The following is a 24,490-nucleotide window of genomic DNA, read 5'->3' as shown; positions in this document are numbered from 1 at the left end:
CGCCCTGGACGGCCAAGGTCTCGATCGCCCGACATTCTTCACCCCCCCCCCCCCCCCCCACCACCACACCCCCCCCCCCCCCCCCCCCCCCCCCCCCCCCCCCCCCCCCCCCCCCCCGTCCGGCCGGGCTCAGCAGCTGCCCGGCGACTGGCCGGCGGTGGGCTTCGCCTTGGTCGCGTCGGCCAGCGCGGCGGCCGCCGCGTTCGGGTCGAGCAGCGCGTTGTAGCCGTCGCCGATCACGAAGTCGACGCTGGCGTCGGTCCGGCTGTCGGTCATCGTGGCCGACCCGGTGACCTGCGCGCCGAGCAGGGTGGCCGCGCCCGCTCCGGCCGGCCCGGAGATCAGCTGGACGCTGCCGGGGACCTTCTTGTCGAGCGCCGAGGGGGCGTTGCCGACCTTCCCGATCGTGAAGCCGCGCTGCTTGAGCTCGTCGGCGGTCCGGGCGGCCAGACCGGACTTGTCGGTGGCGTTGTAGACGTTGACCGTGACGGCCTGCGGCTGCGGGATCGCGGTGCTGGCGGGCAGCGGCGGGCCGGTGACGGGCGCGGCCGAGGAGGCGGGCGCGGCCGAGCCGGAGGCGGCGGCCGAGCTCCTGCCGGTGGCCGAGGCGGCGGGCGAGTTCCTGCCGGTGGCCGACGCGGAGGCCGCACCGCTGGCGGAGACCGTACCCGAGGCGCTGGGCGGGCCGCTCGGCAGGACCGGCGCGGCCAGCGGCTTACCGGACACCGAGGCCTTGCCGGAGGCGCAGGCCGAGGCGACCGCGTGCTTCCCCTTGCCGGTGAAGATGTCGACCACCTGGACGCCACCGAGCGCGATCATCGACAGGGCGAGTAACGAGCCGATCAGCGTCAGGACCTTGCGCCTGCGGCGCGGCGGAGGGCCCAGCCGCGGGTAACTTCTGCCAGTGATCCGGAACTGCTTCCCCTTCAAGCCCTGGGGCGTCAACATGCTCACGGTCTGTCTCCCCTTGGGTGGAAGGGCAGCGGTGACGGGTGACAGGACGCCCACCGGGCGGCTGATCCAGAAGCCCGCCGGGTGCCACGGCCGTGCTCAGCAGCCTAGACCGGATCACGGGACGGCGTTATAAATGATCATCATTTGGAGTATTCGGACACCCGAAGGGGTGTACTGACGATCACTTGGGAGTAATCCGCCGCGCTGCCGTCCGAGGGGAGCGGGGTCAGTCCATCTCCAGCACCCGGGCGTGCAGCACCTGACGCTGCTGCAGGGCGGCGCGCACGGCGCGGTGCAGCCCGTCCTCCAGGTAGAGGTCGCCGTGCCACTTCACCACGTGGGCGAAGAGGTCCCCGTAGAAGGTCGAGTCCTCGGCCAGCAGAGTCTCCAGATCCAGCTGCCCCTTGGTGGTAACCAGCTGGTCCAGTCGCACCGGGCGAGGGGCGACGTCCGCCCACTGGCGGGTGCTGGTACGGCCGTGATCCGGGTACGGCCGCCCGTTGCCGATGCGCTTGAAGATCACACGGAAAGCCTACCGTTTGGGCGGCGCGTGGCGCAGCAAGCGCGCTGCTCCGCTGGTGCCGCCAGGTGTCCGGTCTGCGGCGGTTTCGGGAACGCCGGGTGAAGGCCGGACGCCCGGGGCCGGACTGCGGCGAGTGCCCGGCGAACCGTGCGGACACCCCTCAGCCCTGCAACGCGGCCCCGATCCGGTCCAGCGAGGAGAGTCGCATCAGCCCGTAGTTGTAGAACTCAACCTCGGGCACGCCCAGCTCGCGCAGTACCGAAAGCTTTGCCGCGAGGTTGACCGGACCGTCGCAGTCCTCGGCCATCGGGCGCAGGATGACCGCCAGGCCGGTCGGCCGCACCCCGTGCAGGGCGAATGCGGCGATCTTCTCGCGGACCGCCTCCGGGGCCTTGGCGTAGCCGAGCGTCTCGATCCCGACGCCGGCCGCGGCCAGTGCGGGCAGGTCGATCCCGGCCAGCCAGCCGGTGCCGGGGCCGCCGCCGTCCAGGAAGCTCAGCCGCATCCCGTGCCGGCGGGCCCGTTCGGCCAGCTCGGCGGCGAGCGAGGTGACCGTTCCGGCGGCGGCGTCCAGGTAACCGGCCAGGGCGCCGCCGGCCAGCTCGTCCAACGCGGCGGGGGCCGCGGCGGCCCGCTCGTCGGCCAGCCGGGCGCGCAGCTCGGCGGCCACCGCCCGGCGCACCTCCTCGGCGGGGACGCCCCGCGCCTCGGCCGCGGCCCGGCAGTGCGGGCAGAAGCAGACGCCGAGCAGCGCCTCGGCCACCGGGCCCAGCGGTTCGAAGTAGCGCTCGTGGTGGAAGCCGTGCCGCAGACCGTGGAAGTGCAGCGACTCGGCCCGGATCGCCTCGACGCCGTACCGGGCCAGCTCGTCCAGCAGGGTGTGGGCGTACTCGCGGACCTCCGGGTTGGCCGGGCACAGCTCGGTCAGCGCGCGGTCGCCGAAGGCGTTGGCGGGGGAGCAGTCGGGGTACTGGAAGCCGAGCCGGTCGTTGTGGCAGAAGACCGTCCAGGCGTGCAGGCGCAGCCTGCGCCGCCGGGTCTGCTCGGCGGCCAGTGCGAACGGGTCGTCGGCGCCGATCGCCCCGGACGGCACCGGGGTCAGCCGGCGGCCGGCCCAGCGGGTCGGGTCGGGCCGGAAGTACGCCGCGCCCGGCTCCAGGTAGCGCACCACCCGGGTCGGGTGGTGCGGGAAGACGTCCCGGGCCGCGTGGTAGACCGAGGCCAGCGTGACGCCGTCGACGCCGGCCCGGTCGGTGAGGTTGCCGAAGAAGGTGTCCGCACCCTCGTCGAGCAGGTCGGTGGCGAAGGCGAGGACGGACGACTGCACGGCGCGGCTCCGGAGCAGGGGGCGGGGGGACCACGCTAGCGGCCCGGCCCGCATTGGTCTATACCTATCGCCGTCGATCAGAGACCGAGGTCGTCCAGCTCCTTCAGCAGGTCGGCGCGCGGGCCGGAGGTGGTCGCCGGGGCGGCGGCACGCGGCGTGCCGGCCGCCGGGGCGGCGGCACGGTCGCGAAAGAGCCAGGCCCCGGCCAGCCCGCCGGCCAGCCCGCCGAGATGGGCCAGCCAGCTGATTCCCGGTGTCCCCGGAACGGCCAGCGTGACCAGGTAGGCGAAGGAGGCGCCCATCACCAGCCCGATCAGGCTGTCGATCAGCCGGCGGTCGATGAAGCCGCGCAGCACCACGTAGCCGAAGTAGCCGAAGATCAGCCCGCTCGCCCCGATCGTCACCACCCCGGTGCGCTCGAAGATCCAGACCGCCAGCCCGCTGGTGACCGCGACCAGCAGGGTCAGGAGGAGGAACTTCCGGACCCCGCGGTAGGCGGCCAGGAAACCGAAGACGAAGAGCGGTCCGGAGTTCCCCTCCAGGTGCTGCCAACCGGCGTGCAGCAGCGGCGCGGTGAACACGTCCGGCAGCCGGGCCGGATCGTCGGCGACGATCCCGAAGCGCTGGGCGAGCAGGCCGCCGTCGGCCCAGTTGCCCAGCTGGATGGCCCAGACCAGGCAGAGGAAGCCGAACATGACGAAGAAGGCTTTCCGAGCCTCCGCGATCAGCCGCGCCTCGGCGTCGCTCGTCCCGGTGTCCGCCATGTCGTTCTCCTCCCGCGCTTCGTGCCTTCGCGTTCGACTCTAGGCGGCCGGGCCGGCATCCGGGTATCCCACCCGTGCGGCGCAATGATCCTTCGTCCTCGGAGGTTTCATGCTGCTGCGCTGCGCCGGGTGGGTGACTCTGTGACGCCGATAGTTCAAAGCCGTCGTGGGCGCCTTCACGATACGGATATGACTATCCGTCAGTTCATCGCATCGTCATCGGGTATTCGCGGTGGCACCCTCGGGGCTCGGGAACGGCCGTGGCGGGCGGCCGTGGCCGTCGCCGCCTGCGCCGCGCTGCTGGCCGCCGGTACGGTCGGGTCCCCGGCCGCCGCCGCACCGGTCGGGGCCGGTCAGGGCCGGTCGGTCACCGTCAGCGATCCGGCGCAGTACGTCAATCCGTTCGTCGGGACCAAGCAGGGGGCCGTCGACTACGGCAACGGCGGCGGCGCCGGCAACACCTTCCCGGGTGCCACCGCGCCGCTGGGCATGGTCCAGTGGAGCCCGGACACCGTCACGTACCAGCACGGCGGCTACTTCTACGACGACCAGCGGATCCGGGGGTTCAGCCTCACCCACATCTCCGGCGCCGGCTGCGGGGACTACGGCAACATCCCGTTCATGCCGCTCCTGGGCACCGACCCGGTCGCCTACTCCTCCTTCTCGCACGCCCACGAGTCGGCCTCGCCGGGGTCGTACTCGGTCACCTTCGACAACGGCGTGACCACCGACCTCACCGCCACCCAGCGCACCGGCATCGCGCGGTTCAGCTACCCGGCCGGGCAGACCGCCTCGCTCACCGTCGACGCGGGCAAGGCGTTCAACGCGGCCAGCGGCTCGATCTCGATCGGCGGCAACACGCTCTCCGGCTACACCGACGGCGGCGGCTTCTGCGGCACCGGCAACCGCTACCGGATCTACTTCACGGTGGCCTTCGACCGCCCGTTCACCCGCTCGGGCATCGTCACCGACGGCCGGCTGGACACCGGCCGCAAGGACGCGACCGGCCAGGACCCGGGGATCGCCCCGCAGCCGGCGCGCACCGCCGAGGCGGTGGCGCAGGCCCAGAGCAAGGGCGAGCGAGGACCCGCGCCGCACCCGGAGGTGAACCAACCCGCCTCCGGCGCGCTGGCGCTGGTCTCCTTCGACACCAGCGTCAGCCGGACCGTCACCGCCCGGGTCGGCATCTCCTTCGTCAGCCTGGCCAACGCCCGGGCCAACCTGGCGGCCGAGCAGGGCGACACGGGTTTCGACCGGCTCCGCGGCGCGGCCCGGACGGCCTGGAACGACCTGCTCGGCCGGATCGCCGTGGCGGGCGGCGGCGCCCGGGCCACCCGCACCTTCTACACCGAGCTCTACCACACGCTGCTGCACCCGAGCGTGCTCAGTGACGTCAACGGGCAGTACCCGGGCTTCGACGGCCAAGTGCACAGCACCGTGCCCGGACACGTCCAGTACGCCGACTTCTCCGGCTGGGACATCTACCGTTCGCAGGCCCAACTGCTGGCGCTGCTGCTCCCGAAGGAGGCCTCGGACATCGGCCAGTCGATCGTCAACCAGGGAGCCCAGGGCGGCTACTTCGACCGCTGGACGCTGGCCAACGGCGGCACCGGGGTGATGGTCGGCGACCCGCTGCCGATCATCGCCGGCGACCTCTACGCCTTCGGCGCCACCGGCTTCGACGCCGAGAACCTGCTCTGGCGCGCGCTCTGGGGCAGCGAGGACGACCGCGAGCGTTCGGGCCACCAGAGTTACGACCAGGTGGGCTACGTCCCGGTCGGCACCGGCAACGAGTGGGGGCCGGCCGCCGACACCCTGGAGTACGCCACCGCCGACTTCGCGCTGGCCCAACTCGCCGGCCGGCTGGGGGATCCCGAGGTGCACGACACCCTGATGCACCGTTCGGCCAACTGGCGCAACATCTTCAACACCGGCACCGGCTACCTCCAGCAGCGCAACGCGGACCACAGCTGGCCGGACGCCCCGCCGGCCCAGCAGGACGGCTTCGTCGAGGGTGACGGCGCGCAGTACACCTGGCTGGTCCCCTACAACCTGCGCGGGCTGTTCACCGCGATGGGCGGGGACGACGCGGTCGTCGGCCGGCTGGACCCGTTCTTCGACAAGCTCAACGCCGGGCCCAACGCGCCCTACGCCTACCTCGGCAACGAGCCCTCGGTGGGGATCCCGTGGGCCTACGACTACGCCGGCCGTCCGGACCGCACCCAGGACGTGGTCCGGCGGGCCGCCGTCACCCTCTACAGCGACGCCCCGGACGGCGAGCCGGGCAACGACGACCTGGGGGAGATGTCCTCCTCGGTGGTCTGGGCGAACCTGGGCATGTACCCGGAGGCGCCCGGCCGGGCCGAACTGGTACTGGCCAGCCCGATGTTCCCGGCCATCACGGTGACCCGGGGCAACGGGGTCCGGCTGGAGATCCGCGCGCCGGGCGCCTCCGACGCCGTCCGCTACGTGCACGGCCTGCGGGTGGGCGGGGTCCCCTCGACCCGGCCGTGGTTGGGCGAGGACTTCGTCAGCGGCGGCGGCACCCTGGAGTACGCCCTCGCCGCCGACCCCGACCCCGGCTGGGGCCGGGCGCCCGCCGACGCGCCGCCCTCCTTCGACGTCGGCCCGGCCACCCCGGCCACCGGCACGATCACCGACGCGGCCGGCAAGTGCGTGGGCGTGCAGCGCGGGGACGACGCGGACGGCACCCCCGTGCAGCTCGCGGAGTGCGACGGGACCGCCGCCGAGCAGTGGACGGTGGCCTCCGACGGCAGCGTGCGGGCGCTCGGCAAGTGCCTGGACATCCAGCAGAGCGGGACCACCGCGGGCACCCCGGTGCAGCTCTACCACTGCAACGGCACCGGCGCGCAGCAGTGGTGGCCGCGGCCGGACGGGGCGCTGCTGAACCCGCCGTCCGGGCGCTGCCTGGACCTGCCGAAGAACGACACCACCAGCGGGACCAGGCTGCAGCTCTGGGACTGCAACGGCAGCGCGGCCCAGCGCTGGACGGTGCCGCGGTGAGCCCGGGCTGACCCCGGAACGCCACGGACGGCGGGGACGGTCGGGCGGCCCGCGGGCTACCCGGCCGTCCCCGCCCGTTTCGCCGCCTTGGCCTGCCGCTTGGCCTCCTGCTTGTACGCCCGGACCCGGCTCAGCGACTCCGGGCCGGTGATGTCCGCGACCGAGCGGTGGCTGCCCTCCTCACCGTAGGGCCCGGCAGCCTCCCGCCACCCCGGCGGTCGCACCCCGAACCGCTTGCCCAGCAGGGCCAGGAAGATCTGCGCCTTCTGCTTGCCGAAGCCGGGCAGCGCGGTCAGCCGGCCCAGCAGCTCCTGGCCGCTGGCGGCGTCCCGCCAGACCGCGGCGGCGTCGCCGTCGTACTCCTCGACCAGGTACCGGCAGAGCTGCTGCACCCGGCCGGCCATCGAACCCGGGTAGCGGTGCACCGCGGGTCTGGCGGCGAGCAGGGCGGCGAAGGCCTCCGGGTCGTAGCCGGCGATCACGTGCGCGTCCAGGTCGTCCGTGCCCAGCCGCTGGGCGATCGTGAACGGGCCGGTGAAGGCCCACTCCATCGGGACCTGCTGATCGAGCAGCATGCCGACCAGGGCGGCCAGCGGGCTCCGGCTGAGCAGCGCGTCGGCCTCGGGCCGCTGGGCCAGGTGCAGGGTCGGGCTCATGGCTCCATCGTGGGCCGCCGCGCCGCCCGGCCGCCACCCGGCCGCTACCCGCCCACGTACTGGCGTGCGAACAGGTTGGCGAACGGTGTGGAGCCCTGCAGCTGGCTCAGCCGGGAGACCTGGAGCCGGTGCAGGAAGGCCGCGTCGGCCGGCTCGGCGACCGGGCTGTGCAGCAGCTGCAGGAACCAGTGTGAGAACTCCTGGGCCTGCCAGATCCGCGGCAGGCGGGCGTCCGAGTAGCCGTCCAGCACGGCGGCGTCCGCGCCCCGGCAGCGGGCGATCAGCCGTTCGGCCAGCTCGTGGGCGTCGGCGATGGCCAGGTTCATGCCCTTGGCCCCGGCCGGGGTGATGATGTGCGCGGCGTCCCCGGCCAGGAAGAGCCGCCCGTAGCGCATGGGTTCGACGACGAGGCTGCGCATCTCCAGCACGGTCCGCTCGGTGATCGGGCCGGGCCTGAGTTCGTCCGCGGTCAGGTCCAGCCGGCGGTGCAGCGCGGACCAGATCCGTTCGTCCGGCCAGTTCTCCGGGGAGTCGCCGACCGGGCACTGCAGGTAGAAGCGGCTCACGGTCGGGGTGCGCAGCATGTGGCCGGCGAAGCCCTCCTGGTGCAGCGCGTAGATGATCTGCTCGGTGGCCGGTGGCGTCTCGGCCAGCACGGCGAGCCAGCCCCACTCGTGCTGCCGGCCGTACTCGCGCAGCCCGCCGGTCGGCACCGACCGGCGGGCGACGCCGTAGGAGCCGTCGCAGCCGGCCACGTAGTCGCACTCGATCGCCAGCTCCGGCCCGTCGCCGTCGGCCGGTGCGCAGTGCAGCACCGGGCGGTCGCCGGTCAGGCCGTCCAGCGCCCGGGCGGGGTGCGAGAAGAGCAGCTGCCCGCCGCCGGCCAGGTAGGCCTCGGCCAGGTCGCGGACCAGGGACTGCTGTGGGTACACGAAGTGCGTGCGGCCGCCGGTGAGCTCGCCGTACGGCACCGAGAAGCGGCCGCCCCGGTGGCGGAACTCACAGCTGCCGTGCCGGCCGCCGGCGGCCAGCAGCGGGCCGGCGAGTCCGTACCCGTCCAGCAGCTCCACCGTGTGCTGTTCGATCACGCCGGCCCTGGCCCGGGCCTCCACGTGGGCCCGGCTGTGCCGCTCGACCAGCACGCAGTCGACGTCGGCCTGCCGCAGCGCGTTGGCCAGCAGCAGGCCCGCCGGTCCGGCCCCGATGATCCCCACGCGCGTCCGAAGGCGTCGCATCGTCCCCCCAGTGTTCGGCCCCGCTCGCTGCCCGGGCCATCATGCCGGGCGGGCGGCCGCCCGTTCAAGATCGCCGACGGCTCGCGACCACCGGGAATTCGCTGGTCGCGGCGGCAATTGCCGAAGTCTGATGATTCGTCGGTAGATATGGCAGTCGGTGTCAGAACATTCAGTAGGCGAATCCAGAACCTCAGGTAATCCTCAAATAATTCGAAAAGTTTTCCGCTATGGGTTAACAGAATCGATCGTCCCGGCTATGTTTCCTGACCATGTACGGTCCATCCCCGCCGTACAGGGAAGGCAGCAGAACCTGATGCGCACCGACAGCACGACCGGCACGCCGGTCCGTCCCGAGTCCGGCACACCAGCGCCGGCCGCGGGCGGCCACCTCCAGGCCGGACTCAAGAACCGCCACCTGTCCATGATCGCCATCGGCGGCGTGATCGGTGCAGGCCTGTTCGTCGGCTCCGGAGCCGGCATCGCGGCGGCCGGCCCGGGCATCCTGCTCTCCTACGCGCTGGCCGGCACGCTGGTGGTGCTGGTGATGCGGATGCTCGGCGAGATGGCCGCGGCCGACCCGCAGAGCGGCTCCTTCTCGGCGTACGCCGACCGCGCGCTCGGCCGCTGGGCGGGCTTCACCATCGGGTGGCTGTACTGGTTCTTCTGGGTGGTGGTGCTCGCGGTGGAGGCCACCGCCGGTGCCAAGATCCTGCACAACTGGCTTCCCGCGGTGCCGCAGTGGGGCTTCGCGCTGCTGGTGATGGCCATCCTCACCTCGACCAACCTGTTCTCGGTCGCCTCCTACGGCGAGTTCGAGTTCTGGTTCGCCGGGATCAAGGTGGTCGCGATCGCCGCGTTCCTGGTGATCGGCGTGCTCGCGGTGTTCGGGCTGCTGCCCGGCACCCACGCGGTCGGCACCAGTAACCTCACCGGCCACGGAGGCTTCCTGCCGCACGGCGTCGGGGCGGTCTTCACCGGCATGCTCACCGTGGTCTTCGCCTTCATGGGCAGCGAGATCGTCACCCTGGCGGCGGGCGAGTCGGAGGACCCGGAGCGGGCCGTGAGCAAGGCCACCAACAGCGTGATCTGGCGCATCGGGATCTTCTACCTCGGCTCGATCGCCCTGGTGGTCACCCTGCTGCCGTGGAACTCCGCCTCGGTCAAGAACAGCCCGTACGTGGCCGTGCTCCAGCACGTCGGCATACCGGGCGCCGCGCCGGTGATGGACCTCATCGTGCTGACCGCGGTGCTCTCCTGCCTCAACTCCGGGATGTACACGGCCTCCCGGATGGCCTTCTCGCTCGGTCAGCGCGGCGACGCGCCCAAGGCGTTCGCGAGGGTCACCGCGCGGGGCGTGCCGCGCACGGCGATCCTCTCCTCGGTGGTCTTCGGCTTCGTCGCGGTCTTCTTCAACTACACCTCGCCGAACACCGTCTTCCAGTTCCTGCTGAACTCCTCCGGTGCGGTGGCGCTCTTCGTCTGGCTGGTGATCTGCTTCTCGCAGCTGCGGATGCGCAAGATCCTGGAGCGCGAGTCGCCCGAGCGACTGACCGTCCGGATGTGGCTCTACCCGTACCTCACCTGGGCGGCGATCGGGCTGATCAGCTTCGTCGTGGCGTACATGTTCACCGATCACGACGGGCGGATCCAGATGATCCTCTCGCTGGTCGCGGCCGCGGTGGTGCTGGTCGCCGCGCGGATCGTGGGCAGCCGGCGGCGGGCGGTGGAGGCCGCGGCCGCCGCTTCGGAGGAGACGGCGACGGCCTGACGAACACCTCCCCCGCGACGTGGTACGGCGCGGCCCGACCGGGCCGCGCCGTACCACGTTCGCGTTCGCCGTCAGCGCGGTGTGGTTGTGTGGCCTGTCAGTTTCGACCACCAGGAGGCGGACGCCATGACCACCCCGTACGAATCCCGGCTGACCCCGGCCCCGACCACCGGCGAGCGGGCCGAGCTGCTGCAGACGCTGGCCAAGCACCGCGGCTTCCTGCGCCACACCGTCCGCGGCCTCACCGACGAGCAGGCCGCCCGGCGCACCACGGCCAGCGAGCTCTGTCTGGGCGGGCTGATCAAGCACGTGACGCTGGTGGAGGAGCGCTGGGCGAGGTTCGCGGTCGGCGGCGCGGCGGCGATGGGCGCGCCGGACCCCGACTGGCAGGCCCAGTTCCGGATGGCCGACGGCGAGACGCTGGCTGGCCTGCTCGACGAGTACGACCGAGCGGCCCGGCACACCGACGAGTTGGTCGCCACCGTGCCGTCCCTCGACCAGGACCACCCGCTCCCGGAGGCGCCCTGGTTCGAGCCGGGCGCCCGCTGGTCGGTCCGCCGGGTGCTGCTGCACCTGATCGCCGAGACCGCCCAGCACGCCGGCCACGCGGACATCATCCGCGAGGCGCTGGACGGTGCGAAGACCATGGGCTGACCGCGTCGCCGCCGTGCGCCGGCGAGCGGCGCCGCGACGGCCGGGCGCTACGCCTTGGCCTTCTGCTGGATCCGCACCATGTTGCCCGAGGGGTCGCGGAACGCGCAGTCGCGCGGCCCCCAGGGCTGGTCGACGGGCTCCTGCAGCACCTCGGCTCCGGACGCCCGTACCCGCTCGAAGGTCGTGCCGAGATCGTCGGTGCTGAAGACGGTCATCGGCAGGACGCCCTTGGTGAGCAGTTCCTGCAGGGCGTCGCCGTCGGCCTGGGAACGGCCGGCGTGCGGTTCCGAGAGCACGATCTCGAGGTCCGGCTGAGTCGCGCTGCCCAGGGTGACCCAGCGGAATCCGCCGGCAGCGACGTCGTTGCGCACGTCGAGGCCGAGCGCGTCGCGGTAGAAGGCGAGCGATTCGTCCAGGTCGTTGACGGTGATGTGGCAGTACTGGAGTGCGATGGTCATGCCGCCAACGTTAGGCGGCGGAGACACGGCCTGCTTCTCGAATCCTGCTCGGCGGATTTCTCGTCGGGCGGGTGCGAACCTTCGCCACGCACGAGGGCATCGCCGCCACGGCGCGGTGCTCCCGACCGCGGTACGCGCTCGGCGTCTCCCCCACGAGCTCGGTGAACCGCGAGCTGAACGAGCCGAGCGAGGTGCAGCCGACCGCCATGCACGCGTCGGTCACGCTCGTGCCCCCGCGCAGCAGCGCCATCGCCCGTTCGATCCGGCGGGTCATGAGATAGCTGTACGGCGTCTCGCCGTAGGCCGCCCGGAACCGTCGCGAGAAGTGCGCCGGCGACATGAGCGCGTGGCGGGCCATCGTCGGCACGTCGAGCGGCCGTGTGTACTCCCGGTCGATCAGATCCCGCGCTCGGCGCAGGTGCGCGAGATCGGCGAGGTCTTCCGGGGTCATGGAACGACGCTACCACCCGCCGGTCCGACCCCTGGCCGTCACCGGGAGGACCTTGGTGAGCATCAGGTCGAGGAACTGGTCGGGGTGGCGGAAGGACGCGAAGTGGCTGGTGCCCCGGATGAGCGCGAAGTCCTTGACCGGGGCGGTCACGTCGTCGAGGAGCCGCCGGGCCGGCTCGGGCGGGGTGAGGACGTCGCCGTCACCCTGGAAGACGAAGAGCGGGAGCGAGAACGCGGTGCCCTCGGCCCACTCGTCGACGGCCGTGGTCCGCGGTCCGAGTCGCTCCGAGAAGCTCATGCCCTTCAGGTAGGCCCGCAGCTCGCGCAGCGTGTGCGAGGGGGAGAACCACAGCGAGCGGACCACCACGGTCTTCATGGTGTCGAAGGTCGGCGGGTCGGTGGTGACGACGATCTTGGCGTGCTCCGCCCACTGGTGCGCGCTCCAGGCCGTGGCGTCGGGGCCCATCGCGGTGACGGCGGCGAGTTCCTTGCGCTTGCCCGCCTTCCGCAGGCGGCCGAGCAGGGCGTGGTAGGCCGAGCGGTCGCGTCCGCCCGCGATGACGTTCTGGAGTTCGGTGTCTCGGCGATGGCCCTCTACCGCTACGTGCCCGGCAAGTCCGAACTGGTCGAGCTGATGGTCGAGTCCGTCCTCGCCCCGGCCCCCGACCTGTCGGCGGCGGGCAGCGGCTGGCGGCCGCGGATCACCGAGTGGGCCGGCCGCTCCGCCGAGGTCCACCGGGCCCACCCCTGGCTGCTGGCCGCCACCGCGATGCGCCGCCAGCTCATGGGCCCCAACCAACTCGCCTGGCTGGACGCGGCGCTCGCGGCGCTGGAGCCGACCGGCCTGACGGCGGCCCAGCGGCACCGGGTCTTCGTGCTCGTCGCCGGCCTCGTGCGCACCCTCGTCCAGCAACTGCTCGCCTTCGACGAACAGCCGGGAGTGGACCCACCTCACCGGTGCACTGCTCGACCGGCACGCCGACCGCTTCCCCGCCCTGACCCGCGCCATCGCCGGGGGTGCCTTCGCCCCCGACACCGTCGACCCACTGGAGTTCGGGCTCGACCGCATCCTCGACGGTGTCCAGACCCTCGTCGACCGCGCCTAGGGCCGCCGGCGGGCGATGGTGCCGCTGGCCCCGGCCGACGGGAGCACCGTGCCGGTGATCGCGGCCCGATCACCGGACCCGGTGATCGTTCCCGGTCACGGCAGTGGAGGGAGCTCGTCCCGAAGCGTCCTGTCGTCCGAGGGCCGGCGGTTCCGCCGGGGTCGGTGCCGGCGCGCGCCCGGCCAGGACGGCGCAGGTCGTGGTGCCGTGGGCGTAGAGTCTGCCGTCCGCCGCGCCGATCACGCGGGCCTCGGCGGTCGCGACGGTGCGGCCCACGTGCAGCGCGGTGCCCTCGCAGCGCAGCAGTCCGGTGTCCGCGAAGACCGGTCGGACGAGGTGCAGGTTGAGCTGCGTGGTCGTGTACCCGGTCCCGGCCGGCAGCCTGCTCATCACGGCGCAGCCCAGTGCCGAGTCCAGCAGGGTGGCGAGGTACCCGCCGTGCACGCTGCCCAGCGGGTTGTAGAGGTGCTCGCCGGTGTCGCCCTCGAACACGGCGATGCCGGGGCCCGCGTCCACGAGCCGGAAGCCGAGGGTGCTCGCGATCGGCGGAGCGGGAATCCGCCCGTCGGTGATCGCCCGCAGGATCTCCTCCCCGGTGAGGTCGACGAAGGTGGAGGCGGGCGGGGCCGGTGTCCAACTGTGGCTCCGCGTCCGGGGTGTCGGGTCGACGGTGGGCGCTGCGGCTTGAGGATCTCGGGTGCTCATGCCCTCAACCTGCCCTGCTGGCAGGCAGTGCTCAAGTACGGAATCCGTACCGCGCCGAGCGGTAGCCTGGCGGCCATGGACGTCCCCACCCGCGGCTACGGGCAGTTCTGCGCGGTGGCCCGCGCCCTGGAAGTGCTCGGCGAACGCTGGACGCTGCTGATCGTGCGCGAGCTGCTGCTCGGGTCGAGCCGTTTCTCGGAGATCCAGACAGGGCTCCCGCGGATCTCCCGCACCGTGCTCTCGGCCCGTCTGAAGACCCTTCAGCGGTCCGGTGTGGTGGACCGGGCACCTGGGGGCGGCTACCGGCTCACCGAGGCCGGCCTCGCACTGCGCGGTGTCCTCGCCGAACTCGGCGGATGGGCGACCGCCTGGGACCGCCGCGGCCTGCAGCCCGATCACTTCGACGCCCTGGCCCTCGGCTGGGACATGCGGCGTCGGGTACACCGGGACCGCCTGCCCGACTCGCTCACCGTGGTCGAGCTGCACTTCCCCGATGCCCAGCAGGACCGCGTCTTCCTGCACGCCACCCGCCCCCGCCTCGCACTCTGCACGGACGACCTCGGCCGCCCGGTCGACCTGCGGATCGCGGCCGACCTCGAGCAGTTCACCCGCTGGTGGATGGGTGAGTTGACCTGGGAGCGGTTGCTGCGAAGCGGAGGCGCCCGGTTGACCGGCCCGAGCGACCTCCGCCGCTCCTTCCCGCACTGGTTCCGCGGCTACGTCTTCGCCAGGCCGCTGGCCGGGACCGGCGGCGACCCCGGTGCACCTGGTCGGCCCGGCCCAGGATGACCCTCCTCCTCACGGCTGGTGGCGTCCGAAGCTGCCGGCGCGGCCCCTCGTCCTCGTCGTCGGCCGCGGCCGAGTAGCTTCTTGACCCTCACACGGTGTCAGACGCTGAACTCGGGGACATCATGTTCACCATCGGAGACTTCGCCCGGCACGGCCGCGTCTCGGTCCGGATGCTGCGTCATTACGACGCGACCGGCCTGCTGCGCCCGGCCCACGTCGACCCCGTCACCGGCTACCGCCACTACACGGCCGCCCAGCTGGCCCGACTCAACCGCGTCATCGCGCTCAAGGACCTCGGCCTCTCCCTCCGGCAGGTCCAGGAGATCCTGGACGAGAGGGTCGGCGCCGAGGAACTGCGCACCATGCTGCGCCTGCGGAGGGCCGAGTTGGAGGACGCGATGGCCGCGGCGGCCGCACGACTGGTGCAGGTCGAGGCGAGGCTCCGAGCGATCGAGAGCGAGGGGCGCATGCCCATGGACGACGTCGTCATCAAGAGTGTTCCGGTCACGCGGGTGGCGGAGCTCACCGCGATCGCGGCGAGTTTCGAGCCCGAGGACATCGGTCCTGTCATCGGGCCGCTCTACGGCGAGTTGTTCCGGCGCCTGGACGCGGCGGCCATCACTCCCACAGGGCCCGGTGTCGCCTACTACGAGGACGCCCCGAAGGGCGACGGCCGGATCACGGTCCATGCCGCCGTGCAGGTCTCCGCCCCCCTCCAGGACGGTGCCTTCCGGGTACTCGACCTGCCTCACCTCGACCGGGCGGCGACCATCGTGCACCGTGGCTCGATGGAAACCGTGCTGCCGGCGGCCCAGGCCCTGGCCCGTTGGATCGACGAGAACGGCTACCAGTCGGCCGGCTACCCCCGGGAGATCAGCCTGGAGTGCCCGGAGAACCGCGACGACTGGGTGACGGAACTCCAGGCCCCCGTGACCCGGGCCTGACCGACGACGTCCGGGGCACCGGACCGCCGCGCCCGGTCACTCGACCGAGCCGGCGGACACCACCCGCCTCGGCTCGCGAGCGAGCCGAGGCGGGTGACGGCATCCGGTGGCGGGCTAGCTCAGCGTCTTCAGCGCCGCCGCGTCGTACGGCTTCAGCTCCTCGAACCGGTCCGCCAGGACCTTCGCCGCCCACTCCGGGTCCTGGAGCAGGGCGCGGCCGACGGCGACCAGGTCGAACTCGTCGCGCTCCAGGCGGTCGAGGAGGTCGTCGATGCCCTGGACCGGGGCGCCCTCGCCCATGAAGCCACGGATGAAGTCGCCGTCGAGGCCGACCGAGCCGACGGTGATGGTGGGCTTGCCGGTGAGCTTCTTGGTCCAGCCCGCCAGGTTCAGGTCCGAGCCCTCGAACTCCGGGATCCAGTAGCGGCGGGTGGAGGCGTGGAAGGCGTCGACGCCGGCCGCGGCGAGCGGGGCCAGGATCGCCTCCAGCTCCTCCGGGGTCTCGGCGAGCCGCGCGTCGTAGGCCTCCTGCTTCCACTGCGAGTAGCGGAAGAGCACCGGGAAGTCGGCGGAGACGGTCTCGCGGACCGCGGCCACGATCTCGGCCGCGAACTTGGTACGGGCCACGGGGTCGCCGCCGTAGGCGTCGGTACGGCGGTTCGTCCCCGCCCACAGGAACTGGTCGAGGAGGTAGCCGTGGGCGCCGTGCAGTTCGACGCCGTCGAAGCCGATCCGCTCGGCGGCCGCGGCGGCCTCGGCGAAGGCGCCGATGACGTCGTCCAGGTCGCGCCGGGTCATCGCCTTGCCGGTGCCCTCGGTGCCGTCGACGCGGATGCCGGAGGGACCGACGGCGGGGGCGTCGGCGTAGGGCGGATCGCCCTGCTCGCGCACCATGCCGATGTGCCACAGCTGCGGAACGATCGTGCCGCCGGCCGCGTGAACGGCCTTGGCGACCTCCGCCCACCCCGCCAGCTGCTCCTCACCGTGGAACCGCGGCACCCGGTCACTCTGTCCGGCCGACTCGTGGCCGACGTAGGTCCCCTCGGTGACGATCAGGCCCACACCCGCGGCGGCCCGACGGGCGTAGTACGACCGCACGTCCTCACCGGGGACGCCGCCCGGGGAGAACATGCGCGTCATCGGGGCCATCACGATGCGGTTGGGGACGGTCAGGCCGTTCAGCGCGACCGGCCGGGACAGGATCTCGGCCGCGCGGGAGGCGGAGGACGCAGTGACGGTCACGGGGACGCTCCTCGTAGGTACCAGACGGTATGCACGCATGCGTTGAATGCGTGCAGGTGCCAACCGTTCCGGCGGTCACGGCATTTCGCCCGTCCGACGGGCCGTCGTGTGATCCCGGACACGGGCGCCGCTCGTTCCGCCGGGCCCCGGCCCCGCCCGGGACCGGTGTGGACGCGCTCTCCGAGGGACTGCCGGCTCCCCTGTCGAGCCCCATCGGCCGCGGTCAGCCCAGGAGGCCGTTCAGGACACGGCCGATCGCGCTGTCGAACGGGTCCGCGCCGGCCGCGTCCGGCGGCGGGGTGGTGAGCGCGGCGGCGACGCGGGGGTGGGTGCCGGCGGCCGCCACGTGGCGCAGGTAGGCGGTCCGGCGTTGCGCGGACGAGGCGGTGGCGGTGGCCAGTTCGTTCTGGACGAACATCGCGGTCACCGCGTTGAGGAGGGCGAACGCCTCCAGTTTTCGTGAGGCGGGGGCCGGGTGGTCGGCGAGGATCTCCAGGAAGCGGTCCAGCACGTCCACCGCGTGCGGGCCGAGGGCCGGCCGGGTGACGACCAGGGCCGGGAGCCAGGGGTGGCGGCGCATGATCCGCCGGGTCTGGTGGGCGACGGCGAGCAGGTCGGTGTGCCAGTCCCCACTCGGCCGCGGCAGCTCGTACTCCGCGCCGGTGGCATCGGTCATCAGGTCGAGCAGGTCGTCGCGGGTCGCGATGTAGCGGTAGAGCGAGGCCGCGCCCGTGCCGAGCAGCGCCGCGACGCGGCGCATGGAGACCGCGTCCAAGCCCTCGCGGTCGGCGAGGTCGAGGGCGGCGGAGGTGATCTCGGCGCGGCTGCGTTCCGCCGGCCGGCCGGTCGCCGCGCGCTCGGGGCGGAGCCAGATCACCGTCTCGTCCGGTTCTGCCACGGTCACCTCCTTGGTTGCCCCCAGCCTATCGCTTTGCGTACAGTGTTCGCGATATTCGCGAACGCTGTACGCAAAGCGAAGGAGCGCCAGGGATGGCTACGCGGTACGCGGACAACGACGGAGTTCGGATCGCCTTCGAGGAGCTCGGCGGTGCCGGAGGCGACCCGCTCCTGCTCGTCATGGGGCTCGGCGCCTCACGCTTCTGGTGGCCGAAGGGGCTGGTCGACGGGCTCCTGCGGCGGGGCTTCCACGTGGTGGCCTACGACCAGCGCGACTCGGGCGAGTCCACGCACTTCCCCGACCGCCGCCGGGCCCACCCGCTCCTGGCGCTGCTCCGGCGCGAGGCGCCGGCCTACGCGGCCGAGGACCTCACCGACGACGCGGTCGCGGTCCTCGACGCCCTCGGCTGGGAGCGCGCCCACCTGTTCGGCCACTCCATGGGCGGGCTGGTGGCCCAGCGCGTCGCCATCCGGCACCCGGCGCGGGTGCTGACGCTGACCAGCTCCTCAGCCGTCCCGAGCGACGTCAGGGGACTCGGCGTCCTGCGCTACGTGCGACTGGGGACGGTCGCCCGCTTCACCCGCCTGCGCCACCCGCGGACCCCTGAGGGCGAACTGGCACTGGCGCTCGACGTCGCCAGGATCCTCGCGCCCGGCCGGCGGATCGGTGTGGACGACGTCTGCGAGTTCGTCCGGAACGAGGCCGCCCACCAGGTCAGGAGCTTCCGGGACGACAAGGCGCAGAGCCGCCAGATCGGCGCGAAGTGGCGCGGCGGCCAGCTCGCCGAGATCACCGCGCCCACCCTCGTCCTCCACGGGGAGGACGACCCACTGCTTCGCACCACCGCCGGCCACCACACCGCCGCGGCGATCCCGGGAGCGCGACTGCGCACGATGCCCGCCGTCGGCCACTTCCTCGACCGGGAGACGTGGGCCCGCTACGCCGATCAGGTACGCGCCGTCGCCGACCCCCCGTCAGCCGGGTGAGGACCCATGGATCACCCGGGGCTGTGTGAGCAGCACCGATACCAGTACGGACGGTGCGATGCCGACATGGTCTTGGTCAGCGGCGGGGGGTGCGTGATGGGCTGACGGCATGATCGAGACTGCGACCCCGACCGGTGCGGTGGCACTGGTGACCGGGGCGAACAAGGGCATCGGATTTCAGGTCGCCAGCCAGTTGGCCGAGCACGGGCTGACCGTGGTGGTGGGCGCTCGCGACCCCGAGCGCGGACGGGCTGCCGCCGACGCGATACGGGCCGCCGGGGCCGACGCGCACCCGGTGACGCTGGACGTCACGGATCCGGCGACCGTGCGGCAGGCGGCCGGGTGGATCGGTGAACGGTTCGGGCGGCTGGACGTGCTGGTCAACAACGCCGGCGCGGCCGAGGACCCGGGACACCGGCCCAGCGCCGCCGACCTCGACCTGGTCCGTGGGGTCTTCGAGACCAATGTCTTCGGCGTGCTGACCGTCACCAACACCTTGCTCCCGCTGCTGCACCGGTCGGCCGCCCCACGCATCGTCAACGTGTCGAGCGGCATGGGTTCGTTGGCCGTCCAGAGCTCCCCGGACAGCTACCTGGCCCAGGTGCCCGCCACCGCCGCCTACCCGGCTTCCAAGTCCGCGCTCAACGCGCTGACCGTCCAGTACGCCAAGGAGCTGCGCCGGGACGGCTTCCTGGTCAACGCCGCGTCGCCCGGCCCGTGCGACACCGACCTGTCCAAGGAACTGCAGAAGGCGGGCTTCCCGATGACCCGGACGGCGGCCCAGGGCGCGGCGGTCATCGTGCGGCTGGCGACCCTGGGCCCGGACGGCCCGACCGGCGGCTTCTTCGGCGAGGACGGTCCGGTGCTCTGGTAGCGGCGGGAGAGAGGGGCCGGACCGGGGCCGTGATGGCCGGTCGGCGCGGCGGGCTATCGTGCCCGGCATGGACCTGCGCCGTCTGCGGTACTTCGTGGCCGTGGCCGAGGAACTGCACTTCGGCCGGGCTGCGGCCCGGCTGCACATGTCACAGCCGCCGCTGAGCCGGCGGATCCGCGAGTTGGAGGACTCACTGGGTGCACGGTTGTTCGACCGCTCGGCCCAGGGGGTGCGGCTGACCGAGGCGGGGGCGGTGCTGCTGGCCGAGGCCCGGGAGCTGCTGGCGGCGGCGGAGCGGGCGGGTGAACGAGTCCGGCAGACCGCCGGACGGCGCACCATCGTGGTGGGCACCGTGGCCGGAGCCGGTCGCGGTCTCGGCCCGCGCGCCGCCGAGGCCTTCCGGCGCAGCCACCCGGAGGCGCTGGTGCGGCTGCGGGAGACCGGGATCAGCGATCCCACCGCGGGGCTGCGGACCGGCGCGGTGGACGTCGCGCTGACCCGGCTGCCGTTCGACACCGAGGGACTGGCCGTCCGGGTGCTGGCGAGTGAGCCGGTGGTCGCGGCGCTGCCGTCCGGCGACCCGCTGGCGCGGCGAGAGAGGGTGACGGTGGCCGACCTCGCGGACCGGCCGTGGATGCGGCTGCCGGAGGAGGTGGACCCGGCCTGGCGGCGATACTGGCTCGGCCGGGCGGGCCGCGCCGCCTCCGCGGGGCTCGGCGAGGCGCGGCCGGGCGTGGGGTCACCCGGGGCAGGGGACGGCGGGGGCCCGGTGGTCCGGGCGGTGGCCGAGTGCCTGCACGCCGTGGTCTGGCAGGGCGCGGTCGGCATCCTGCCGGCCGGTGCCGCCGGCCACCACCGGACCGAGGGGGTGGCCTTCGTTGCGCTGGCCGACTACCCGCCCAGTCGCGTTGTGCTGGCCTGGCCCGCCGAGAACCCCGACCCCGCCGTCGTCGCCTTCGTCGAGGCCGCGGCCGCATCGGTCGCTCCCGCCTGACCTGTGACGGAACGTCCCGAGACCCCGGAGAACCCCCGTGAACAGTGTTCGTCCGACGGTTCGGGGCGGGCACGGGAGCCCGGGCCTGGTCCGCCAGGCTGCTCCGCGGTGATCGCGTCCGCCCCGCGGTCCCCTGACGGTCCCCGTTCCGCGACGGGCCGGCAGGCGGCACGTGCCGCAGGAGTGAGCCGGTGATCGCCGGCTGCTCGACGGGCGGGCGCCGCAGGCGGCTTCTAGCTTGGAGTGAGGAAGCTCAGCCGGCAGGAGGGGAGGACAGGGTGATGGCGCGGGTCGATCACGGGGCGCTGTGCGCCGCCGCCACGCCGAGCCCGTTGTCGGGCCTCGCCGAGCACGACGGGCTCCTGCGCCGGTGACGCCCGCGACGACGAAGACGAAGGGCACGAGCGCGTGAACCTCGCTGAGACCGCCGGCCGGCTCACCTCCAGGGGCACCTCGAGCCGGACCGGCACCGGCTCCTGCCGGTTGAAGGCCGCCGGGAACGAGCACCGGTCCGGCAGGCGGTCGTGATGGCGGGCGGCAGGGAAGGGGAGGGCGCGGGCCGGCCGTGGCGCCCCGAGGCGTTGGCCCGCCTGGACGCCGAGCTGGGCCGGATCGACGAGCAGTTGCGGGCCCTGGCCGCCGCCAAGGACCGGATCCAGGGCCTGTTGGACGCGGTGGTGGCCATCACGCGGGAGCTGGAGTTGCCCGCGGTGTTGCACCGCATCGTGACCACCGCCATGGAGCTGGCCGGTGCCCGCTACGGGGCACTGGGAGTACTCGACGAGTCCGGCGAGTTCCTGGAGCAGTTCATCGCCGTCGGCCTGTCCGAGCAGGAACGCGCGGCCTTGGCCGGGGTGGGGTTCCCCCGCGGCTTGGGCGTGCTCGGACACCTGATCCGCCACCCGGAGCCGCTGCGGGTCGAGGACATCTCCTTCCACCCGTCCTCGGTCGGGTTCCCGCCCGGTCACCCGCGCATGTGCACCCTGCTGGGCGTCGCCGTCAGCGTCCGCGGCGAAATCTACGGCGACCTCTACCTCTCCGAGCGACGCGACGGACAGCCCTTCGACGTGCGCGACGAGAACATCGTCGCCGCCCTGGCCAGCGCCGCCGGTATCGCGATCGAGAACGTCCGCCTCTTCGAACAGGTTCGCGCCGGATCCGAACAGTTCCAGCGGCTCCTGCTGCCGACCCTGCCCGACCTGCGGCCCTTCGCCGCCGCCGCCATCTACCGGCCCGCCGCCGAGCCCAACCCGGTCGGCGGGGACTGGTACGACGCCATCCCGCTGCCCGACGGCGCGGTGGCGGTGGTCATCGGCGACGTGGTCGGCCACGATCTGCACGCCGCCGCCGCCATGGCCTCCACGCGCAACATGCTGCGCGCCCTGCTGTTCCACCTGCGCACCCCGCCCAGCGCGGTGCTCACCGAGCTCGACCGCACCCTGCAGGCCATCACCGACAACCCCGTCACCACCACCAGCCTGGCGCGCATCGAACCCGCGGGGGCCGCCTGGAGGCTGCACTGGAGCGTCGCGGGCCACGTCCCCCCGCTGCTGGTCACCCCCGGCGGCCGGGCGGAGTACCTGTTCAGCGAGCCCGGACTGCCACTGAACGTCGACAGCGGGCAGCCCCGCCCCGACCACACCCACCCCTTGCCCCCGAACAGCACCGTGGTCTTCTTCACCGACGGCCTCGTCGAACACCCCGACCACCCCATCGACGAGAGCCTGGACGAACTCGCCGAACTCGCCACCAGGCACGCGGCCCTGCCCCTGGAGGACTTCGTACGGGCCCTGGCCGATCACCACCCCAGCGACGGGCACGACGACATGGCCGTCCTCGCCGTGCGCACCCCGCGCTGAAGCCGCACGGGCGCACGGCGAAGCGGCTGAGGCGCAACCGTCGGGAACGGGGCGCGAGACGGCCCCCGGGCGGTCACCCGAAGCGATCGCGACAGCGCACCCCGCGGAAGATCACGCATATGAGCGGCAGTGTGGTGGAGCCGGCGGGGTCAGCGGACGATGGATGACGAGGCAAGCCGAGGGGAAGACTTCCCGATGACCGTTGTGAGCCGCAGCAGGCTCCGGCGCGGTGGCACGACCGTCCTGCAGATCGGTGCCGTCGCCGCGCTGTACTACGCCACGGGCCGGCTGGGGCTGCTCCAGCAGCTCGTGCGCGGTCAGGTCACGCCGCTGTGGCCCCCGACCGGCATCGCCCTGGCCGGCCTGCTCCTGATCGGCCTGCGGGCCTGGCCCGGGATCGCGATCGGCGCCTTCCTGATCAACATCTCACTCGGGCCGTCGACCACCGCGGTGATCGCGATCACGGCAGGCAACACCGTCGCGCCGCTCTGTTCCTACGCGCTCCTCCGCCGCACCGGGTTCCGCACCCAGATGAACCGTTTCCAGGACGCATTCGCGCTGGTCTTCCTCGGCGCGTTCGCCGGCATGCTCATCAGCGCGACGGTGGGCGGTTTCACCCTGCGCCTCGCTGGTGCACTGCCCGCCGGTGAGTTCTGGACCACCTGGTGGGTCTGGTGGACCGGCGACGCCATGGGCGTGCTGCTGGTCGCACCGGTGCTGCTCGCCCTGCGCTCGGCGCACTGGCCGAAGGACGCGCCACCCTCCCGATGGGCGGAGGGAGCGCTGTTGGTGGCTGCCACCATCGGCGTCGGTTTCCTCGAGACCACGCCCACACCGCTGATCTTCCTCGGCCTCCCGCTGCTGACCTGGGCGGCCTTCCGCTTCCAGCGCGTCGCGGCCGCACCCTGCGCGCTGGCCGTGACCACCTTCGCGATCCTCGCCGCCACCCGCGGATCAGGCCCGTTCGCCGGTCACAGCCTGCTCACCAACATGATCGCCCTGCAGGCGTTCAACGGCGCCGCCGCGCTGACCGCGCTGCTGCTCTCGGCGGCCATCACCGAACGGAACCAGACCCAGGAGGAGATCGAGGAGGCGTGCCGGCGACTCGCCGAGATGGTCAGGAGAGCCGCGCCGGACATCGGCGGCGAGCCGACGCTTCCGGAGGGCCGGGCCGAGGAGGGGGACGACGGCGGACGGACCCGGCCATGACGGTCGGCGAGGGCGGGCCCAGGAGGGACGCCGGCCCCGACCGCGCACCGTCGGGGCGGGCGTCCCGCCCGGTCAGGCTGGTGTCAGTGCGTCGGCGCGTACGGGCGCATCATCTCGTTGTCCTCGTGATCGATGATGTGGCAGTGCCAGACGTAGCCCGGTCCTCCGGTGGGGTCGAAGGGGTAGCGGTTCTCCCCGGGGCCGACGGCGTGCGTCCTCGTCGTGGTTGCCGACCACCTGGGCACCGGGGCCGGCGAAGGCGGGGTCCAGCTGTCCACCCGGGAGGTGAGACGACTCCAGCAGTACGGCCACATGGAAATCCTCCTGGGGAGCCTGCCGCAACTGGCTTCCGCCGAGGCCGCCCGATTGATGGGTGACATCCTGGAGGACGCCGACGCGGGGCTGCTGGCCCAGTTCCTCGAGCTCAAGGCCAGGCGGGCCGGCCTGGCGGCCCTGAGACCCGCGGTGGAGGATCCAACCAGTTCCGAGAGCGCCCTCCACGCCTGCCTGAAGAACCAGGAGTGGATCTTCGACGGCGCCTATGTCGCCGAGCTGGCGCGCCGTCAGTACACCCCGGACACCATCCTCGACATACCGCTCCTGCGAGCTGACGGTTCCCTGTACGTCGTCGAACTCAAGCGCGCCAACATCGCGAACCTGGTCATCCGACGCAACGGCCATCTGCTGCTGGGCGCACCGCCGCACCAGGCGGTCTCCCAAGCACAGAACTACCTCCGGACCTTGGACGAGGACCGGCGGACCATCCTGACCGACCACGGTGTCGACAGCCGCAGGGCCGCGGCGACCGTGGTGATCGGGCACTCGCGGTACGTGGGTGGGGGCATTACGCCCTTGGAGGTCGCGGAGACCCTGCGCACCTACGACGCGCCTGCTGCCCGGACAGAAGTGATCACGTACGAGACCGTGCTGGACTCGGCTGTCAGACATCCCATGCCGTAGTGGTGTCAAGCGGCGATTGGGAGGGTTGCGTGGTGTGACCAGGCGGTGGCCTCGTCGTAGAGGGTGCGGGTCTTGAGGCAGCCGTGGAGGATGCCGACGAGGCGGTTGCCG

Annotated in this window: 23 protein-coding genes and 1 pseudogene; 12 read left to right on the top strand and 12 right to left on the bottom strand. The window is 72.8% G+C overall.

Features of this window, described 5'->3' with window-relative positions; translation table 11 throughout:
- Positions 1-129: 129 nt before the first annotated feature.
- The 4 genes from ACZ38L_RS29690 to ACZ38L_RS29675 form a co-directional block, all read right to left on the bottom strand.
- Positions 130-948 carry a LytR C-terminal domain-containing protein gene (locus ACZ38L_RS29690; RefSeq protein ID WP_465698998.1) on the bottom strand — a complete coding sequence of 273 codons (819 nt, stop codon included), beginning with the start codon at positions 946-948 and terminating at the stop codon, positions 130-132.
- Between the two features lie 232 nt (positions 949-1,180).
- Positions 1,181-1,477: a type II toxin-antitoxin system VapB family antitoxin gene (locus ACZ38L_RS29685; RefSeq protein ID WP_030273186.1), complete on the bottom strand. Its 297-nt coding sequence runs from the start codon at positions 1,475-1,477 to the stop codon at positions 1,181-1,183.
- Positions 1,478-1,637: 160 nt separating this feature from the next.
- Entirely contained in the window at positions 1,638-2,804 is a 1,167-nt protein-coding gene (locus ACZ38L_RS29680) for a hypothetical protein (protein WP_465698963.1), read from the bottom strand.
- Between the two features lie 77 nt (positions 2,805-2,881).
- Positions 2,882-3,568, bottom strand: a complete 687-nt coding sequence (locus tag ACZ38L_RS29675) for a rhomboid family intramembrane serine protease (protein WP_465698961.1) — start codon at positions 3,566-3,568, stop codon at positions 2,882-2,884.
- 189 nt (positions 3,569-3,757) lie between these two features.
- Here ACZ38L_RS29675 and ACZ38L_RS29670 point away from each other — a divergent pair, with 189 nt between their 5' ends.
- Positions 3,758-6,592, top strand: coding sequence for a lectin (locus ACZ38L_RS29670; protein WP_465698960.1), 2,835 nt, complete (start codon positions 3,758-3,760; stop codon positions 6,590-6,592).
- 56 nt (positions 6,593-6,648) lie between these two features.
- Here the strand turns inward: ACZ38L_RS29670 and ACZ38L_RS29665 are convergent, their stop codons facing one another.
- Together ACZ38L_RS29665 and ACZ38L_RS29660 are read right to left on the bottom strand one after the other, a co-directional pair.
- Complete coding sequence (locus ACZ38L_RS29665) at positions 6,649-7,248, bottom strand: HhH-GPD-type base excision DNA repair protein (protein WP_465698959.1); 600 nt, start codon at positions 7,246-7,248, stop codon at positions 6,649-6,651.
- A gap of 44 nt (positions 7,249-7,292) precedes the next feature.
- Positions 7,293-8,462 (bottom strand): 4-hydroxybenzoate 3-monooxygenase, encoded by a 1,170-nt coding sequence (locus ACZ38L_RS29660; RefSeq protein ID WP_465698957.1) that lies wholly within the window; start codon positions 8,460-8,462, stop codon positions 7,293-7,295.
- Between the two features lie 334 nt (positions 8,463-8,796).
- Here ACZ38L_RS29660 and ACZ38L_RS29655 point away from each other — a divergent pair, with 334 nt between their 5' ends.
- Positions 8,797-10,251: an amino acid permease gene (locus ACZ38L_RS29655; protein WP_465698956.1), complete on the top strand. Its 1,455-nt coding sequence runs from the start codon at positions 8,797-8,799 to the stop codon at positions 10,249-10,251.
- A gap of 126 nt (positions 10,252-10,377) precedes the next feature.
- Positions 10,378-10,905 carry a DinB family protein gene (locus tag ACZ38L_RS29650; protein ID WP_465698954.1) on the top strand — a complete coding sequence of 176 codons (528 nt, stop codon included), beginning with the start codon at positions 10,378-10,380 and terminating at the stop codon, positions 10,903-10,905.
- A 47-nt stretch (positions 10,906-10,952) separates the two neighbouring features.
- On the opposite strand, the gene ACZ38L_RS29645 is transcribed toward ACZ38L_RS29650, so the two are convergent.
- Positions 10,953-11,363: a VOC family protein gene (locus ACZ38L_RS29645; RefSeq protein WP_396556202.1), complete on the bottom strand. Its 411-nt coding sequence runs from the start codon at positions 11,361-11,363 to the stop codon at positions 10,953-10,955.
- 10 nt (positions 11,364-11,373) lie between these two features.
- Entirely contained in the window at positions 11,374-11,814 is a 441-nt protein-coding gene (locus tag ACZ38L_RS29640) for a helix-turn-helix transcriptional regulator (RefSeq protein ID WP_465698952.1), read from the bottom strand.
- A gap of 585 nt (positions 11,815-12,399) precedes the next feature.
- On the opposite strand from ACZ38L_RS29640, the pseudogene ACZ38L_RS29635 reads away from it, so the two are divergent.
- Positions 12,400-12,696, top strand: a pseudogene (locus ACZ38L_RS29635) (TetR/AcrR family transcriptional regulator C-terminal domain-containing protein); the annotation flags it as partial.
- Positions 12,697-12,988: 292 nt separating this feature from the next.
- On the opposite strand, the gene ACZ38L_RS29630 reads toward ACZ38L_RS29635, so the two are convergent.
- On the bottom strand, positions 12,989-13,624 hold the full coding sequence (locus ACZ38L_RS29630) for a PaaI family thioesterase (RefSeq protein WP_465698950.1): 636 nt from the start codon (positions 13,622-13,624) through the stop codon (positions 12,989-12,991).
- 75 nt (positions 13,625-13,699) lie between these two features.
- On the opposite strand from ACZ38L_RS29630, the gene ACZ38L_RS29625 reads away from it, so the two are divergent.
- Together ACZ38L_RS29625 and ACZ38L_RS29620 are read left to right on the top strand one after the other, a co-directional pair.
- Positions 13,700-14,413, top strand: coding sequence for a winged helix-turn-helix transcriptional regulator (locus ACZ38L_RS29625; RefSeq protein ID WP_465698948.1), 714 nt, complete (start codon positions 13,700-13,702; stop codon positions 14,411-14,413).
- A 122-nt stretch (positions 14,414-14,535) separates the two neighbouring features.
- Positions 14,536-15,357 carry a MerR family transcriptional regulator gene (locus tag ACZ38L_RS29620; RefSeq protein WP_465698996.1) on the top strand — a complete coding sequence of 274 codons (822 nt, stop codon included), beginning with the start codon at positions 14,536-14,538 and terminating at the stop codon, positions 15,355-15,357.
- 114 nt (positions 15,358-15,471) lie between these two features.
- Here ACZ38L_RS29620 and ACZ38L_RS29615 read toward each other — a convergent pair whose 3' ends face one another.
- Together ACZ38L_RS29615 and ACZ38L_RS29610 are read right to left on the bottom strand one after the other, a co-directional pair.
- Complete coding sequence (locus ACZ38L_RS29615; protein ID WP_465698946.1) at positions 15,472-16,599, bottom strand: NADH:flavin oxidoreductase; 1,128 nt, start codon at positions 16,597-16,599, stop codon at positions 15,472-15,474.
- A gap of 223 nt (positions 16,600-16,822) precedes the next feature.
- Positions 16,823-17,497 carry a TetR/AcrR family transcriptional regulator gene (locus ACZ38L_RS29610; protein WP_465698944.1) on the bottom strand — a complete coding sequence of 225 codons (675 nt, stop codon included), beginning with the start codon at positions 17,495-17,497 and terminating at the stop codon, positions 16,823-16,825.
- Between the two features lie 92 nt (positions 17,498-17,589).
- Between ACZ38L_RS29610 and ACZ38L_RS29605 the strand changes: the two genes are divergently transcribed.
- From ACZ38L_RS29605 to ACZ38L_RS29585, 5 genes are all read left to right on the top strand, one after another.
- Entirely contained in the window at positions 17,590-18,483 is an 894-nt protein-coding gene (locus ACZ38L_RS29605; RefSeq protein WP_465698942.1) for an alpha/beta fold hydrolase, read from the top strand.
- Between the two features lie 109 nt (positions 18,484-18,592).
- Positions 18,593-19,357, top strand: a complete 765-nt coding sequence (locus tag ACZ38L_RS29600) for an SDR family NAD(P)-dependent oxidoreductase (protein ID WP_465698940.1) — start codon at positions 18,593-18,595, stop codon at positions 19,355-19,357.
- Positions 19,358-19,424: 67 nt separating this feature from the next.
- Positions 19,425-20,351 (top strand): LysR family transcriptional regulator, encoded by a 927-nt coding sequence (locus ACZ38L_RS29595; RefSeq protein WP_465698938.1) that lies wholly within the window; start codon positions 19,425-19,427, stop codon positions 20,349-20,351.
- A gap of 527 nt (positions 20,352-20,878) precedes the next feature.
- A complete protein-coding gene (locus tag ACZ38L_RS29590) occupies positions 20,879-22,210 on the top strand; it encodes a PP2C family protein-serine/threonine phosphatase (protein ID WP_465698936.1) in 1,332 nt (443 codons plus the stop codon).
- 195 nt (positions 22,211-22,405) lie between these two features.
- On the top strand, positions 22,406-23,419 hold the full coding sequence (locus ACZ38L_RS29585; protein ID WP_465698934.1) for an MASE1 domain-containing protein: 1,014 nt from the start codon (positions 22,406-22,408) through the stop codon (positions 23,417-23,419).
- Between the two features lie 83 nt (positions 23,420-23,502).
- Here ACZ38L_RS29585 and ACZ38L_RS29580 read toward each other — a convergent pair whose 3' ends face one another.
- A complete protein-coding gene (locus tag ACZ38L_RS29580) occupies positions 23,503-23,733 on the bottom strand; it encodes a multicopper oxidase domain-containing protein (RefSeq protein ID WP_465698932.1) in 231 nt (76 codons plus the stop codon).
- Here ACZ38L_RS29580 and ACZ38L_RS29575 point away from each other — a divergent pair.
- On the top strand, positions 23,732-24,379 hold the full coding sequence (locus ACZ38L_RS29575) for a Shedu anti-phage system protein SduA domain-containing protein (RefSeq protein ID WP_465698930.1): 648 nt from the start codon (positions 23,732-23,734) through the stop codon (positions 24,377-24,379). The genes ACZ38L_RS29580 and ACZ38L_RS29575 overlap by 2 nt on opposite strands.
- Positions 24,380-24,490: the final 111 nt, after the last annotated feature.

It is taken from the genome of Kitasatospora sp. NPDC024654 (assembly GCF_055559155.1).
The sequence above is the reverse complement of the archived record's forward strand: the minus strand, read 5'-3'. Positions and strand labels throughout refer to the sequence as shown.